The organism is Paenibacillus sp. W4I10 (assembly GCF_030816325.1).
GTDB lineage: Bacteria > Bacillota > Bacilli > Paenibacillales > Paenibacillaceae > Paenibacillus > Paenibacillus amylolyticus_B.
The window spans coordinates 2414878-2431717 of the sequence record NZ_JAUSXX010000001.1 but is presented as its reverse complement, the minus strand read 5'-3'; the positions used below and the strand labels follow the sequence as shown (position 1 = coordinate 2431717).

General features: G+C 47.7%; 14 protein-coding genes. 7 read left to right on the top strand and 7 right to left on the bottom strand.

The genetic code is table 11. From position 1 onward, the window contains the following. Nucleotides 1-131 precede the first annotated feature (131 nt). From QF049_RS10615 to QF049_RS10595, 5 genes are all read left to right on the top strand, one after another. Nucleotides 132-752, top strand: coding sequence for a flavin reductase family protein (locus QF049_RS10615; protein WP_307537237.1), 621 nt, complete (start codon nt 132-134; stop codon nt 750-752). Between the two features lie 241 nt (nt 753-993). Then, a complete protein-coding gene (locus QF049_RS10610; RefSeq protein WP_307537235.1) occupies nt 994-2112 on the top strand; it encodes a type III polyketide synthase in 1119 nt (372 codons plus the stop codon). A 149-nt stretch (nt 2113-2261) separates the two neighbouring features. After that, complete coding sequence (locus QF049_RS10605; RefSeq protein WP_307537232.1) at nt 2262-4493, top strand: MMPL family transporter; 2232 nt, start codon at nt 2262-2264, stop codon at nt 4491-4493. Between the two features lie 191 nt (nt 4494-4684). Next, nucleotides 4685-5704, top strand: coding sequence for a dienelactone hydrolase family protein (locus tag QF049_RS10600; RefSeq protein WP_307537231.1), 1020 nt, complete (start codon nt 4685-4687; stop codon nt 5702-5704). A 107-nt stretch (nt 5705-5811) separates the two neighbouring features. Continuing rightward, nucleotides 5812-6927 (top strand): rhamnogalacturonan acetylesterase, encoded by a 1116-nt coding sequence (locus QF049_RS10595; protein WP_307543187.1) that lies wholly within the window; start codon nt 5812-5814, stop codon nt 6925-6927. Nucleotides 6928-7055: 128 nt separating this feature from the next. Here the strand turns inward: QF049_RS10595 and mnhG are convergent, their stop codons facing one another. The 6 genes from mnhG to QF049_RS10565 are packed head-to-tail and all read right to left on the bottom strand — an operon-like array spanning nt 7056 to nt 12964. Then, the gene (mnhG, locus tag QF049_RS10590; protein ID WP_076249568.1) at nt 7056-7448 is read right to left on the bottom strand and encodes a monovalent cation/H(+) antiporter subunit G; all 393 of its coding nucleotides are present in this window, start codon (nt 7446-7448) and stop codon (nt 7056-7058) included. Further along, nucleotides 7432-7716, bottom strand: a complete 285-nt coding sequence (locus QF049_RS10585; RefSeq protein ID WP_017688855.1) for a Na(+)/H(+) antiporter subunit F1 — start codon at nt 7714-7716, stop codon at nt 7432-7434. Before QF049_RS10585 ends, mnhG begins: the two co-directional genes overlap by 17 nt. Then, on the bottom strand, nt 7716-8192 hold the full coding sequence (locus tag QF049_RS10580; protein ID WP_105598383.1) for a Na+/H+ antiporter subunit E: 477 nt from the start codon (nt 8190-8192) through the stop codon (nt 7716-7718). Before QF049_RS10580 ends, QF049_RS10585 begins: the two co-directional genes overlap by 1 nt. A gap of 6 nt (nt 8193-8198) precedes the next feature. Then, the gene (locus QF049_RS10575; RefSeq protein ID WP_307537225.1) at nt 8199-9677 is read right to left on the bottom strand and encodes a Na+/H+ antiporter subunit D; all 1479 of its coding nucleotides are present in this window, start codon (nt 9675-9677) and stop codon (nt 8199-8201) included. Then, nucleotides 9670-10008, bottom strand: a complete 339-nt coding sequence (locus tag QF049_RS10570) for a Na(+)/H(+) antiporter subunit C (protein ID WP_036670645.1) — start codon at nt 10006-10008, stop codon at nt 9670-9672. Before QF049_RS10570 ends, QF049_RS10575 begins: the two co-directional genes overlap by 8 nt. Nucleotide 10009: 1 nt before the next feature. Then, a complete protein-coding gene (locus QF049_RS10565) occupies nt 10010-12964 on the bottom strand; it encodes a Na+/H+ antiporter subunit A (RefSeq protein WP_307543185.1) in 2955 nt (984 codons plus the stop codon). A 301-nt stretch (nt 12965-13265) separates the two neighbouring features. On the opposite strand from QF049_RS10565, the gene QF049_RS10560 reads away from it, so the two are divergent. After that, nucleotides 13266-14906 carry a sensor domain-containing diguanylate cyclase gene (locus tag QF049_RS10560; RefSeq protein WP_307537221.1) on the top strand — a complete coding sequence of 547 codons (1641 nt, stop codon included), beginning with the start codon at nt 13266-13268 and terminating at the stop codon, nt 14904-14906. A gap of 72 nt (nt 14907-14978) precedes the next feature. Beyond that, nucleotides 14979-15500, top strand: a complete 522-nt coding sequence (locus QF049_RS10555; RefSeq protein WP_307537219.1) for a hypothetical protein — start codon at nt 14979-14981, stop codon at nt 15498-15500. Between the two features lie 100 nt (nt 15501-15600). Here the strand turns inward: QF049_RS10555 and QF049_RS10550 are convergent, their stop codons facing one another. Next, a complete protein-coding gene (locus QF049_RS10550) occupies nt 15601-16740 on the bottom strand; it encodes a GGDEF domain-containing protein (RefSeq protein ID WP_307537217.1) in 1140 nt (379 codons plus the stop codon). Between the last annotated feature and the right edge of the window lie 100 nt (nt 16741-16840).

Genomic DNA, 16840 nt, shown 5'->3' with positions numbered 1-16840 from the left:
TTGGTGCAATAGGCACCAGGGAGTTTTTTTGTTAATTCAGCATTTTACGTTATATAATAAATATGAGTGTGTGATCGTGTCTTGAAGTGAAATTGACACTTGTTACACGAGCAGGGAAGGGGATATTACATATGTATACATTGGATCCACGTGAAATAACGGGAAGAGATAACTATAAACTGATGAGTGGTTCGGTGGTGCCACGTCCAATTGCTTTTGTGACAACACGTTCAGATGAGAATGATGTAATCAATGCAGCGCCTTTCAGTTTCTTCAATGTGGTCAGTTCGGACCCACCGCTGTTATCCATATCCATTGCACGTAAAGACGGCATTATGAAAGATACTGCACGTAATGTACTTGCTCATAAAGAGTTGGTCGTGCATATATGTGATGAAGCAATCATAGCAGAAGTAAATGAGACAGCAGCTATCCTTGAACCCCATGAAAGTGAGCTTGAACGGACGAAACTGACTACAGTGCCAAGTACAAAGGTCACCGTGCCAGGAATAAAGGAAGCACTTATCCGGATGGAGTGTGAGTTGTATCAGCACATTCCCATTACCAACGATGATGGCAAACCGATGAGTGATCTGTTGCTGGTACGCATAGTGCAGTATCATTTCAGCGAACAAGTCTACAATCCGGACAAGGGCTATATCCTGATGGATCATTTGAAACCAGTCAGCCGACTGGCGGGTAATGATTATGCCAAGCTCGGAGAGAGATTCACCATAATTCGGCCTGAATAGTTATGAAAGATCCTATATGTAATTTGTGAAAGGATTTAACCCTGTTGATAAAGGCGGACAACACATGCGAAACTCGCATAGGTTGTCCGCCTTTTGTTGTGATATGAACATAAACGGGACAGGGAGTGAATAGACTTGTACTATATCCTGCACATTTCTATATGAACCTATTTGATATATAGGATGTTTAAAAAGCCCACTTTTGATTACGAAAGACAAGACTATATAGGGGGTTAAGCCGATGAACCAGCTTGAGGAAAGTACAGGGGCAAGTATTATGGGAATAGGAACGGCGTGGCCTGCCCACCGTATTGAGCAAAAGGATGTATCTGCCCGTCTCGCGCAAGCGCTGGAACATGAGCCAGATGCGAGAAGATGGGCCAAACGGATCTTTAATCAGTGCGGTGTGGAGACTCGGTATACGTGTGAACCGAATCTGCTTGAGCCTGTTGATTCTTGCCGATATTTACCCTTTACCAATGCGGAGGAGGTTCCGACTACATCCGAGCGTATGGGCAAATACAAGGCTGCTGCTGTTCCGCTTGGTCTGGAGGCGGCTGGACAGGCCCTTCAGGATGCAGACGTAACCTCCTCGGAAATTACACATCTCATTACGGTGAGTTGCACGGGGCAATTCCTGCCGGGACTTGATGTTCGGCTGATCCAGCAACTTGAACTTTCACGGCAGATCAACCGGATTCCACTGGTGTTTCAAGGATGTGCAGCCGGTCTGAAGGCGATCCAACTGGCGAATTCCATTGTAACGATAGATCAGAAGGCTACAGTTCTCATCGTGTGCGTGGAACTATGTACACTTCACTTTCAGCCATCTGCCAAACGGGACGACCTGTATGCCGCATCGTTCTTCGGAGATGGCGCCTCTGCCTGTGTTATTGGTGCGTCTGGAACAGACCGCAATGAATGTTTTCGACTGGGCCGAGGGCACTCAACGCTGCTCCCGGATTGTGCAGAAGAAATGATCTGGGAAGTGGGCAATACAGGCTTTGATCTCTACCTGTCACCACAGATTCCAAAGCTGCTTGGTTTGCATCTCGGTCCAGAGGTAGAGCGGTTGCTGGAGGGTAGCAGTTTACCGGAAATATGGGCGATCCATCCGGGAGGCAGAGGCATCGTGGATGCCGTTCAGAAGCTGTATCAGTTGACAGATGAGCAGGTCTCCTACAGCCGAAACATCCTGCGGGATTATGGCAACCTGTCGTCCGTGACGATTCTTTTTGTTCTTCAAGCCATCCGTGAGGATTACAGACAGAAGGAAGAACATTCCATTGGGATAGCGCTGGCTTTTGGCCCGGGACTGACAGCAGAGTTACTTCCTTTTACATACATCCCTGCCCCATAGCGAACAGAACACCTGTGAATCATGGTATCCAATAGTTCATGAACCCGAGTGAAGGAGATATGCACCGCAAGTGGTTGAATGTGCTTATGATCTTACCCTTACCGATGAATATAATCGAATGACTAATCTGATCGCAGAGGAGCTTAGGTATGGGTTATCGCAGACTTGCTGCCTTCATCAGCCGATATCCGCGGTTCATTATTCTCTGCTGGGTATTTATCATCGGGATGTCAGCGGTCTGGGCGTGGAAGTTACCTGACATTGTTCAAGATCACGGATTGAAACAAGTTCACGGGGATGCGCAAGCGGTTGAACTTGTTCTGGAGGACGAATTCGCTTCTCCTGCTGATCCGGTTATTCTGGTGTTTGAGAAAAAGGAAAATACCTCGCCGTTACAGTTCCGGCAGTGGATCAAGGATCGTTTGACACAGGTTCAAGTGTTGCCTGCGGTAACCTCTATCACGTCCCCTTTGGATGCTAGCGAAAGGGTGACGCTGCAAGACCATAGGGCATATGCCCTTGTGAAGATGGATGTGCCTGCACATCAGATGGGGCCCCCACTGGAGCAGTTGCGCGCCGTGCTGGCAACAGACGGTCCAGGTACGGTGCAATTGACGGGAAAGACAGTCGTCCAGCAGGATGTCAATCATCTGAGCTTTCGTGATCTGGAACGGGCAGAGATGGTGGGACTGCCGATTGCCCTGATCGTTTTGTGTTTTGCATTCAGGGGGCTATATGCCGCGTTGATTGCTGTCATGATGGGGATCAGTGCTGTGATTACCGCTATGGGAGTCACGTCACTCCTTGGTTACCATCTGGAATTGTCCAACTTTATCATTAATGTGATTCCCATGGTGGGCATGGCACTGAGTATAGACTTTGCTCTGATCATTCTGAGCAGGTACAGGGAAGAAGTTCAGCGGACCTATGAAGATGAAGGCAAAGCTAACGTTACGGGCAGAAGTCTGGATATGCAGAGCGAGATTCTTCAGCGAACATTGCGCACAGCAGGCAGAGCAGTGTTGTTCTCGGCAGCTTGCGTATTCCTTGGGCTGCTGGGTCTACTCTGGATCAGGCTGCCGATGTTTCTGAGTGTCTCCTTGGGGGCTGTCATTGTTCTGCTCCTATCGCTACTGTTAAATGTTACGCTCCTGCCAGCTCTGCTATCACTGTCTGCGGATCGGGTCTTCAGGCGAAAGTTAGTCCATTCGTTACCCAGAAGATCGGTCTGGCATAGATGGTCAGCAAGGGTCATGAAACGACCCGTCAGTATGGCCATTGGAGGCACGGTTGTGCTGCTCCTGTGTGTTTATCCAGTGACTCGGTTGGAACTGTCCGTCCCGGATGCCGCTTCACTGCCAGAGAGAATGGAGTCCCGCCAGGCAGCAGAGCAGTTGCAACATGATTTGGGGCAAAAGAATACCTCCGCCATCGAGATCGTGATTGGCGGACAGCAGGAACGGTTGACTGCCTCACACTGGCAGATGGCCCACCACAAAGCCCGTCAACTACTGCAGGACTCGGACGTATTGAGCATTGTTTCACCATGGGGCCTATTACAGCCGAATCAAACTGGCTCGCAAAGTCTTTTTCGGATCCCACCGTCGTCGCTCACTCCTTCCATAGAAGGCAAACAGTCAACAAGGACGGCATGGCTACGTTCAACGGTCTCTGATCATTCCATACGATTGATAGCCACCGTGCACGGGGAGCCTGGTTCGGAACAGTTTGCAGACTGGCTTGAACGAATGAGGAATAGCGATCATGCACCAGGTTCCAACAACGTAAAACTACGTTATGGTGGGGAGGCTGCCAAGCAGTATGAAATAATGCAGGAAGTTACAAGTCAACTGCCCAAAGTGCTGGTATTTGTAGTGGTCACCAATTATCTTGTGTTACTGGCGGCATTCCGATCGATGCTCATTCCAATCAAGGCAATTCTGATGAATCTGCTCAGCTTAGCCGCTTCATTTGGCATATTGGTATGGGTGTTCAATGAAGGACATCTTGGTATGGAGCCGTCAGCCATTGCCATTATGATTCCTGTATTCATTGCAGGATTGGTGTTTGGCATATCCATGGATTATGGTGTGTTTATGCTGAGCCGTATTCAGGAAGTGTATAGACGAAGCGGAGACAGTGATGTGGCTGTCCAACAGGGATTGGCTTCTACAGGCCGTCTGGTTACCTCAGCAGCGGCCATTCTGCTTGCGGTGACCGTGCCGTTTGCTTTTGCTGAAGTCGCAGGTGTGAGGCAGTTAGGGATCGGAATCACGGCAGCGGTGTTGATTGACGTTACGTTGATCCGGCTAATACTGGTACCTGCATTGATGAAATTAATGGGCAGGTGGAACTGGTGGCTGCCAGGGCAGATGAAATGAAGGGTATTTCCGTAACCTGTCTTCAGGTTGGAGATATCCTTTTTTTGGCTAGAAATCGTGTGATTCCATTCAAAACAGGCAAACATGTTCAATTCATGGGTGACATCAATGTTCTATAATGGATGGGATTAATTCCATATGATAGTCTTTTATCTACGTTATCCTACGAAAAACAGGAGGGACACAGGCCCATGTCTGATATTGAAGCCTATCTTCAACAACAAACGAATCTTCGTGGTCGTTCCGCGTATCATGCAGATCAACCCCTGGACTTATGGCGCAGTCAGTTACGTACTCGCGTGAAAGAACGGCTGGGCGGTTTTCCAACGATGGCGGCCGCACTGAATCCTGTCTTACTGGAGCGCATTACATGTGACGGATATATTCGGGAGCGGATTGAAATCACGACCTATGCAGGACTTCGCATGCCTGTGTATTTATTAATTCCGGGTGATGGAAGCATTATCGAAAACAAGAGACCTGCTATCGTAGCTTGTCATGGGCATGGCTACGGTAGCCGAGAGATATCGGGTATGGAACCGGATGGGTCACTACGGACAGGAGAGCCAGGATTACACAAGGACTTTGCAGTAGCGCTTGTGAAGCGTGGATATATGGTTGCGGCTCCAGAGTTGCTCGGATTTGGTGATCGAAGATTGGAAGAGGACCGCGATGCGCCACCAGGGGCAAGTTCCTGTACGAAGATTGCTGCGCATCTGCTCATGGTGGGGAAAACCCTCGCCGGTCATAGGGTGTATGAAACAACACGTGTACTGGATTATGTATCGACCCGGCCAGAAGTGGATTCGGAGCGAATTGGAAGCATGGGTATCTCGGGTGGTGGGCTGGTGACCGTATTTACAGCCGCGTTGGATGAACGGTTCAGGGCAACTGTGGTAAGTGGTTATGCAAGTACATTCCAGGGCAGCATACTGGATCGGAACCATTGTCTGGACAACTATGTGCCAGGTATCCTGAGTGAAGCGGAGTTGCCGGATCTCATCGGCCTGATTGTGCCTAGGCCACTTTTTATTGAAGCCGGAAGTGATGACCAGGTGTTCCCAATCCATGCAGCGAGAGAGGCGTATGCGCGTTTGACACACATATATGAGCAGGCGGGAGCATCAGAATCACTGGATGCGGATTTCTTTACAGGTGGACATGAGATTAGCGGAGCTAAGGCTTATGACTGGCTTGATCAAGTTCTGTGAAGTGTGGATCGTGCACTAATATAATTCTGATTCGAGAGGAGAATTCAGTGATGAAATGGTCAATATCGGTAAAGCTTCTGCTCTGTTTTGTTCTGTTTGCGAGTACAATGGGCATCCGTTTGGGAAGCAATGAAGGGCAAGTCGCCGAAGCGGCAACGGACAATTACAGATTTGATTTTGGTTCGGGTGCTGTTGAGAGCGGTTACACAGGCGTGTCCGCAGGAGATGCCTATACGCCTACGAAAGGTTATGGCTTCAACACACCTGCACAGATGAGAAATGTGTCTGCCTCAGGAAGCGGGGTTAAGAGTGACGCTGTGCAGTTTTTAACTTTTGGCACCAAGAGCACCAATACCTTCAATGTGAATCTGTCCAATGGCCTATATGAGGTCAAAGTGGTCCTGGGCAATACTGCCAGAGCCAGCGTGGCTGCAGAAGGTGTCTACCAGATCATCAATATGACGGGCAACGGGGCAACGGATCAGTTTCAAATTCCGGTGACTGACGGGCAATTAAACCTGCTGGTTACGGAAGGAAAGACAGGTACGGCCTTCACACTTAGTGCACTCGAAATCCGGAAGTTGTCCAATCAGACCGTTACCAACCGCACGATCTACATTGGTGGTGATTCAACAGTCTGCAATTACTATCCGCTGGGTAGCAGTGTACAAGGAGGTTGGGGACAGCTGTTTCCGTCCTATGTGAACAATTCTACCTTCCAGGTTCGAAATATGGCGTCAAGTGGCCAATTTGCGAGAGGTTTCCGCGATGATGGTCAGATGGAAGCGATTCTGAAGTATATCAAGCCGGGAGACTATTTTATTCTGCAATTCGGAATTAACGATACCAATGCCAAGAACAATACAACGGAGGCACAGTTCAAGGAGATCATGCGGGATATGGTGCGCCAGGCGAAGAACAAAGGAGCAACAGTTATCCTCTCCACGCCTCAGGGCCGGGCAACTGACTTTAATACAGCCAATGTACATCAAGCGGAGAACCGCTGGTACAATCAATCAACCCGTGCACTTGCTCAGGAAGAGGGAGTCATCCTGGTTGAACTGAATAAGTTAAGTTCTGCCTATTTCACTTCAATTGGTCCTGCGGCAACACTTGCTCTGTATATGACAGGGGATAGTCTGCATCCGAATCGTCAAGGGGCTGCGGAGCTTGCACGTATTGTGGCTACGGATCTAAGAAGACAGGGACTGAATGGATTCTGACTTTACTACTTAATCAGTCTGCATAATCAGTGTTGATCCGTGTATGAAAAATAAAAAAATACCCCCGGGAACATGCCGCGAAACGGGCGGCTGATCCTTGGGGGTATTTGTTATGCCCAGGCTGGGGATTACTCCATCATGTCCTTGGCTTCATGGTTCACCTTTTTCCCTTTTAACAAGGGTTCCAATTCATCTTGCACGCTCTGCTCCCAGAGTGGCACATCTGTGCGATAGGCGGCCCGTCCGTTCAGATGTCCGGCGACAGGAGCCGTAATGAATACAAACAGAATACCTAGCAACAAGCGGGCACTGATATAGTTATCGAAGTACCAGAAGTAGAAAAATGTAGCGCTTAGTACACAGAACACTCCAAGTGTCATACTTTTGGTTGCGGCATGGGCACGTAGATATACATCAGGCAGACGGATAAGTCCGAATGCACTGAGTGCACTGAGTAGTGCACCGAGCAGTACGAGTAGACCTATAGCGGTTTCAGCGGTTACCTTAACGATCTCCATCATTTTTGAATACCGCCCCCCGTTCAATATAACGTGCAAATGCCACTGTACTTAGAAAAGCCAGAATGCCAATCAGCAAGATGATATCCAGATAGGCCTGGGTTTGCAACATCATCGACAGTACGGCAACGATAGCAATCACATTGATACCAATGGTATCCAATGCTGTAATCCGATCAGCCATGGATGGTCCCCGAAGCACCCTGTACAAGCACCCTAGTATGGCTAAGGAGAGAATGAGCAATGAGATGAACAACAGTGAGGATAACATTAACGCGTCACCTCCATAATTGCTTTTTCGAATGTGTTTTGAATATTATCTCTCATTTTCTGTTCATCCTTGATATCCAGCGCGTGGATAAACAGTTTGCGTTGATTACCCGAGATCTCAAGTGGCAGAGAACCTGGTGTTAATGAAATAAGCAGACAGAGCAGGGTGACCTCCCAATCCGAGGACAATTGAGTTTTATACGTAAAAATACCGGGCCTTATGTCGAGCTTGGGCTTGATAATCTGGCGTATAACCTCAATGCTGGCTCGCACCAGTTCCTTGAACAGCAGTGCAATCAGTTTGAAGATGGCCCAGACTCGAACAATATAGAAGCGCTGGGGGAAGAATCTGCGCATCCCCCCGATGAGAAGCAGTCCGAGCAGGTAACCTATGAGAAAACCAACACCATTCCAGGCGTTGTTCAGAAACATCCATACAAAAGCAATGATAAGATTCAGTACAATCTGAAAGGCCATAGACATCTACTCCTTCAATACGGCATCAATATAAATATTGGGATGCAGTAGAATATCGCCTGCGCGGGAGGTCAATTGGAACATGCCTTCAGCCCCCACACCCATTACGATGATGAATACAAACAGAATTCCGGCAGGAATCAGCAGGCCGTTCACCGCGTAAGGGCGTCTTACAACCCCGGCAGGCGGTTCACCCCAGAACGCTTGTATGAAGATGCGCAGTACCGAATATAACATTAATAAGCTGGAGAGCACCGCAATGCCGGTCAGACCATACAAGCCTGCCTGCAAGCCACCTTCAAAGAGAAGCAACTTCCCCGGAAAACCACTGAATGGAGGCAAGCCCGCCAAGGCAAGTGAACTAATGAAAAACATCCAGCCGAGCAGCGGATAGCGATGGATCAGCCCGCCCATGTTGTCCAGTTTGGATGTTCCGGCAACCGCAATCAAGGCTCCGCCGAGAAGGAAGAGCAATGTTTTGATCAACATGTCATGCAGCATGTAGAAGAGCAGACCTTCCAGCGCAGGACGACTGGCCGAAGCCATACCAAAAGCGACAAAACCTACACCTGCGACCACGTTATAGATGAGAATTTTGTTCACATCACGGTATGAGATCGCACCGATGACACCCAGGACCATCGTTGCACCAGCCATCCATCCGATCAGTGCATGGAAGAAATCAGGATCATGATAGAAGATCAGTGTGAATGTTCGCACAATGGCGTACAAGCCAACCTTGGTGAGCAATCCTGCGAACAATGCAGTGACAACAGCAGGTGGTGCCTCATAAGAGCCAGACAGCCAGAAGAACAGGAACAGTCCGGCCTTGATGCTAAAAACGATCAGGAAGAGAACGGCAATTAAGGTAATGACCCCGCTCTGTCCCACTTCAGCAATTTTTACGGATAAATCTGCCATGTTCAGTGTGCCAGTAATGGAGTAGAGGAAGCCAATAGAAGCGACAAACAGTGCTGAAGAAACGATGTTAATCAAGACATATTTGATCGTTTCACGAAGCTGTCTTTCCGTACTTCCCAATACGATCAGTGCATAGGAAGAGATGAGCATCAGTTCAAAGCAAACAAATAGGTTGAACAAATCTCCGGTTAAGAATGAACCGTTAACTCCTGCAATCAGAAAATGAAAGAACGGATAGAAGTGATGTTCTTCTCGCTCCTTGTTCACACTGCGGAACGCATACAGCAGACACGCCAGTGCAATGATGGAAGCGGCGACGACAAGTAGCGCCGATACCATGTCAGCTACTAGCACAATGCCATAGGGAGGTGCCCATCCGCCCATATTAAGCGTTAGAACTCCAGTCTGAGCTACCCGCGTAATGAGTATCGTTGAGACCACTGCTGTAAACAACAGTCCAATGACACTAATGATCCGCTGGATATTTGTTTTCCGGAAAAATAGCAGAGACAGAACACCTGTAATTAAAGGCAACAGAATCGGCAGAACGACGAGATTATTCATATGGGCGCCCCCTTACTTCTTCCATATCGTCTGTTTTTAACTTCAGATAAGATCGATATGAGAGAACAAAGAAGAACGCAGTGAGTCCGAAATTAATTACAATTGAAGTTAGTATCAAAGCCTGAGGAAGAGGATCGACATAACGTTCAGCCATCTCCCCAAGCAGGGGTGGGGCCCCTGTTTTGAGACGTGACATGGTGATCAAGAGTAGATGCACACCATGGGTTAGTATGGACATGCCAAGTACGATTCGGAGCAGGCTCCGCGACAAGATTAAAAAGACGGCAACCGCAAACAGAATGCCAACGGCTACACACATCAATATTTCCATATCAGCGATCCTCCCCGATCTGTAGAATGATGGTCATGGTGACACCCAGGACAGCGAGATACACGCCAAGATCAAACAGCATAGCCGTGGCGAGTTCTGTTTCTCCCAGCAAAGGAAGTTCGAAATAGCCGAAGGTTTGACTTAAGAACGGGACTCCGAATATAAATGAACCCGCACCCGTAAGTAAGGCTATACCCAATCCGATCCCTGTTAGAACACGGAAGTCAACGGGTAACGCTTTGCGTATCGTATCCGTACTGAATGCCAGGGCAATCAATACGAGTGCTGCCGCTGTTACCAAGCCGCCGATAAAACCTCCGCCCGGATTGTGGTGTCCTGCAAAGAACAGGTGCATGGCAAATGTCAGAATGATGAACACAACGACCTTGGTGGTCGTTTGCAGCAATACATCATTACTCTGCAAGGGTACAGTATCCCAGGAGGATGAGCTCCGTTCCCGGTTACCATACTTTTTCGTATTGTCCGCTTCATCATCCAGAGCAGGTTCGGAATCCTGACTTTCGTCCTTCTTACGGAACTTCAAGCGAGCTCCCAGATCTTTTGCTTCGAGGTTCAGATTAATCATGGAGTAGATGGATAATGAAGCAACGCCAAGCACCATAATCTCCAATAACGTATCGAAGCCACGGAAATCAACCAATAAGACGTTCACGACATTTTTACCACCCGCAGACTCATACGCTTCCTGAAGGAAAAAGGTAGAAATGCTGTCCAGTGATGCTGTTCCGCTTGCAGCTAGAGCTACAAAGGTCATCACAACACCGACTGCAATCGCTACGATCATATTTACCGTGAGATAACTGCGGCTTGATTTGCCACGTTGCAATTCAGGCAGATGGTAGAAGCAGAGCAGGAACAATGCAACGGATACGGTCTCAACAATCATCTGTGTCAATGCCAGATCCGGCGCCCGGAAGAGTACAAACAGCAGGGTTACGATGTAACCAACCGCGCCCGTCATAATGACTGCCGACAGTCTGTTTTTGGCAAAAGGAATTGAAACCGCAGCACCGATGAGCGTGACTAGCAGAACGACCTCATAAAATGAGAAAGGTGCATTGCCCTGCAGATTCCAGGTGATATTCTCTCCTGAACGGAAGAAGGCATAGACCAACAAGGCGACCGTGAATGAAAAAATGTAAACCAGATAATTACGGACCGAGCCATTCATATAGGCTTCCGTCCATTTGCGTGCATAATGCTGGAGATTATCCAATACAACATGGTACATATTGTTAATGGTTAATCCTTGTGGATAGTGCTCATAAATATTCCTCCATCGTGGCAACAGCTTGTAGAGAGTGATTCCGAGAATCACAACTCCGATCGTCATAATCAGTTCCGGAGTCCATCCATGCCACAGGGAGAAATGTACATCGAAGCGCTCATTCCCATCTAAGAGCGATGGAAGCACAGCAGCCATTGCCGGTTCAATCAGTGATCCGGCCAGCAGATTCGGGAAAAGTCCGAATACAACGACAAGAACACCTAGAACAACGGGCGGAATGAGCATACCAGCGGGCGCTTCGTGCAGCTTCTCGGCAGGGATCTCGCTTTGGCTACGACCGAGGAATGTTTTGAACACGATAATAAGCGCATAGATCAGGGTAAACACACTTGCAAGCCAAGCAAATATTGGCAATAGAACACTCCAGGACCCAAGTCCAAAGATTCGCAGATGCGTGACTTCGACCATCGCCTGGAAGAATAACTCCTTGCTCAGGAATCCGTTGAACGGCGGTATACCTGCCATAGCAAGTGATCCGATCAATGCTACGGTGAATGTAATTGGCATGAATGAAGCAAGTCCACCAAGCTTTCGGATGTCACGTGTACCCGTTTCATGATCAACAATGCCTACGACCATGAACAGAGCGGCCTTGAAGGTCGCGTGATTAAACAGGTGAAGCAGTGCAGCGGTTATTGCCACGGTGTACATCGCAGAGGATTCGCCATATCCGAAGTAGAGAGCAGCAGATCCAACCCCTAAGAGGGACATGATCAGACCAAGTTGAGAGATGGTCGAATAGGCGAGAATCGCTTTGAGATCGTTTTTTTTCACCGCCAGGAATGATCCATAACACAAAGTCAGAAGACCAACGCCAGTAACGAGCCAGAACCAGAGTCCCTGTCCACCGAAGATCGGTGTAAACCGGGCCACAACGTACAGTCCGGCCTTAACCATGGTGGCTGAGTGAAGATAGGCACTGACAGGTGTTGGGGCTTCCATGGCATCCGGCAACCAGATATGGAACGGAAATTGAGCTGACTTGGTGAAAGCCCCAATCAGGATCAAGACAAGTGCTGGCAGAAACAGTGCGCTTTCCTGAAACTGACCCAATCCTGTAATGGTTGCACGAATACTGAATGTTCCGGTAATGAGATACATCATCATGAATCCGGTAAGCATGGCGAAACCGCCAAATACCGTAATCAGGAAAGATTTTTGTGCTCCTGAAGTGGAAGCTTTGCGTTTGTAATGAAATGCAATCAACAGGAATGACGCAATACTGGTCAATTCCCAGAATCCGTAGAGCACGATCATATTATCAGACAGCACCACGCCCAACATGGCTCCCATGAACATCAACAGATACAGGTAGAAACGGTTCAGCGCTTCTTTCATATCCATGTAGAAGATGGAGTAGAGAACAACGAGGACACCGATTCCGGTGATTAGCAGTGTCAACATGAGGCTCAGACCGTCCAGATACAGGTTAAATCCAATGTCCAGTGAAGGAATCCATGGGATATTTCCGGCTACGGTATTGCGCTGTGACACAGCGGGTATGAGACTCGCAAAGTATACAAATAATAGTGCCGGGACAAGGAGAACCGGCCATCCCAAATGTAATTTACGGAAGAAACGATGCAGCATGGCAAGAAGAATGCCAGCGGCAAAAGGCAGAATAACAGCAACATGAAGCAGGCTCAACATTACACCCCCAATGTTTAGTATTTCGATTACTCTCTCTGTGACATACAGGCGCATGATCCTTTGAAGGATATGCTTGCTCTCTATATTCATAACCCAAGTATGTATATACAGAATCGTGTCTATTCTTTGAATGGAAGAAACACGGTGAAGATTTCAGTATAATATTGTATGGGCATGTATAATAAAAAAACACACAAGTTCCGATAAATATGAAAACGATTAGGTGACATTCCGTGTACTCTTTGCAGCATAGTTATGTTGAAAAGCAAGATGGTTTCACCGTGTAATGGAGGAAGTAATGTCATTCAAAATTAGAACTGTGCTTACAGTCATCTTTGCTGTGTTATCCTTGCTGGTTACTCTGACGATTGGGTCTATTTTTAGCCAAAAGTCGTTTGTTGCTGTCGAGACTGAGATTGGTCACTCGCTTACAGGCACGGCCTCACAGGCTTCGGACAAGCTGGATCGATTCATGTCCGCTCGCGCGGGTGAACTGGACCTGCTGGGCCGAATGGCTTCGTTGGAAGATGGATTTCAACCTGATGAGATTCAGATGCTGCTGGATCAGTTACAAGATAGCTTTCCCTCATTCTCATGGGTTGGATTCATGGACCCGAAGGGAAAAGTGTTAGCTGCCACGGATGGTATCTTGCTTGGGGAAAATTTATCAGAGCGACCTGTGTATCAGGAGGGAATCAAGGGTAAATTCATTGGAGATGTGCATAATGCAGTACTTCTTGCCAAGCTGCTTCCGAATCCAACGGGAGAGCCGTTGCAATTTGTCGATATCAGTTTTCCGCTGAAGGATAGCAAGGGACATATTCAGGGTGTGCTCGCTGCACATTTAAGTTGGGAATGGGCGAAGGAAGTCGAAGAGTCCGTGCTTGCCCCATTGAAAAGGGAAGAAAAAGACATTGAGTTCTTTATCGTAAGCAAAAAGGAACGTACAGTGCTGCTGGGGCCGAAGGAATGGATCGGTAAACCGTTGGCATTGCCCGGCATCGAAGAGGCCCAGCGCAACAAAAGCAGCTGGTCCATTGAAGAGTGGCCAGATGGTAAGGAATATGTGACAGGATTTGCCTACAGCCAGGGTCATCAGGATTATCCCGGATTAGGCTGGACCGTAGTCATTCGTCAAGTCAAGTCGACTGCTTTTGCTTCTGTATTTGACCTGATGTGGTTTAATGTGTGGGCGGGACTTGCCGTTACCGTGCTATTTGCACTGATTGGCTGGTTTGTCTCACGTCTGATCTCTGCCCCACTTGTGCGTCTTACCAGAGTAGCCAATCGACTGCGTGCAGGGGAAGAGCTTGAAATTCCTGCGATTAAGGGGATAAAGGAGATTGAAGTGTTGTCCCGTTCGCTTCGGGATATGCTGACCTCTCTTATGAATAAAAACTCGGAGCTGGTCGTGATGCAGAATCTGGCGCATTTTGATCAGTTGACTAGTCTGCCGAATCGCACTGCCCTAGAAGTGTATCTGGAGGAGTCTCTGGAGACTGAAAGTGAAAATCACACGCTGACTTTTCTCTATCTGGATCTCGATGGATTCAAACGGGTCAACGATACACTTGGACATCAGACTGGAGATGTGCTGCTACAGAAAGTGGCCCAGCGACTGTCTGCTCTTGGTCAGGAGAAGGGTATAACGGTCCGATTGGGCGGAGATGAATTCCTGATTGTACTTCAGTCTGTTGGAAGTCATCCGAGGGAAGAAGCCATGGCTTATGCAGAAGCCATCATTCAAAGTCTGAACAAGCCGTTTATTATCGAATATGAGCGAATTCGAATTGGATGTAGCATTGGAGGTGCTGAATATCCAACCAACAGCGACAATCCAAGTGAGATTATCCGGATGGCAGACGAAGCTTTGTATGAGTCCAAACGTGCGGGCAAGAACAGAATGACATTTTATTCCGAGTTGAAGCAGGATCGTTAGCGTATAATAACATTAGCTGGGTTTATCCCAATCACCTTTGTACGAATGTGCGTATAGACAAGGAGGGGTGAAATGTCTGGAAAATATACATCTGTACCTTATGGTTATGAGCCACCTGCGGCCAGCCGCAAAGGCACACTGACTTTTTATGACTCGTTTGAACATGTGACCGATGAGCAACTTGAACGCGCCGCTGCAACGGCGGACACCCGTTCATTCATACAGCTTGTGCTGTATCCTTTACACGAGAGCACGTTTAAACGAATGAGCAAGGATACGATACAGGCATATTACAAAAGAGAAGACCGCCTGCATGATTGGCGGCGGGAACATCCAACTTCACGTATACGTGTGGAGGGGCTTGAGGGCAAGAGAAAGAAATATACGCCTGTGGATAGCGCGCTGCGCCATATCACTGCGGAATATCCAGCCCCTCATTTTCTTTATTTGACGATAGAGATGGCAAATCTGTTTGCTTCATTTGATTCCTTCAAGGATTGGATCAAAGAGCTGCGTCTCATCATTGACGGACCATCAGGTGATCTTCATCCCAGGCTGGAGCAAAATCGTCATCGCTGGGAATGGGCGGAATGAAAAATAACGTATGAGAGCATCAGCCTGCTGATGCTATGCAAACCCAAAAAAAGTTGTGTTGTACAAACCGGGATTCCGGTGTACAGCACAACTTTTTTATTTATATTTTCTCTGCCAAGGACGAAGCCAGATCAAGTGATGTTACGGTTTTATTTTTACCTGTTCGTTTGGCGGCATACAGACAGGCATCCACTTCCTCAAACAATTTGTCTTTGGTTAGATTGGGACTGTAGCTTTTGAGACCGATACTCACTGTGATGGAAGCTCCTTCAAGTTCCAGATGGCCCATCAGGGCAATCTTCTGACGAATCTGTTCCACCAAGGCATAGGCCTGCTCGAAAGATTGCTCAAACATCAATAAGGCGAACTCTTCGCCCCCGTACCGTGCTGCAATATCACTTGAGGTAATGGTTTCCTGAATGATCAGGGACACTTTCTCCAGAATGATGTCTCCAACCCGATGACCATACGTATCATTAATGGATTTGAAGTCATCAATATCGATCAGGGCCAGATGCAGACTCATGCCACTGTTGGCATACTCAAATGCTTTTTCATAATAATCCTTGAATGAGCTTTGATTATAAAGGTTGGTTAAACCGTCTGTTTTGGACTGTTTGGTCATGATGGCATTTCGCACAATAAGGTCCTGCTTGGCAAGCATGCTGGCCTGAAGATCATCAAGCACCTCAACGCCGCTGGTTACGATAACCTGTGCTACATATGTACCTAGGATTAGAAAAGCAGGAATGGATACCATGTCAAATGAAGACAGGTACAATCGGTAGGCCGGATCGAACAAAACTAGAAGGTAACCAGTCATCTGCATCAGAAAGACAATCCAGACTCTCTTTTTACTGAAGAACAGCACCGAAGCAAAGATGGGCAACAGACAGATTGCTAATATAATCCGAATGTCATAATTGACATGAATAATCGTCCAGGCGATAACCGTGCTGGCTATAGACATGGTGTAAAAGGAATATGAACTGAAGCGCTGATCAACCCAACTTGCGAACAAAATGCATGAACTGCTGACGGCCGTAGGCCAGAAAAGCACATTCATCAAGAAATCTATCGGTGTGCGATCATACTCCAGAAACAGGAAACAGCCAATCTGAATGGCGAAATGTGCAATGATGACTATCCAGTAGGCATGGAGCATTTTTTGAATCCATTTGGAATGTTTGAACTCGTACTCTGTTGGAATGTGGCTATTGTGCGTATGGAAACCTCTCATATATCACCGCTGACTGCATCATAATGGTACGACAGAATCACTCTCGTATATGATGATTATAAATCACATTGTGCAAAACGCAAATCATTATATTCGTAGC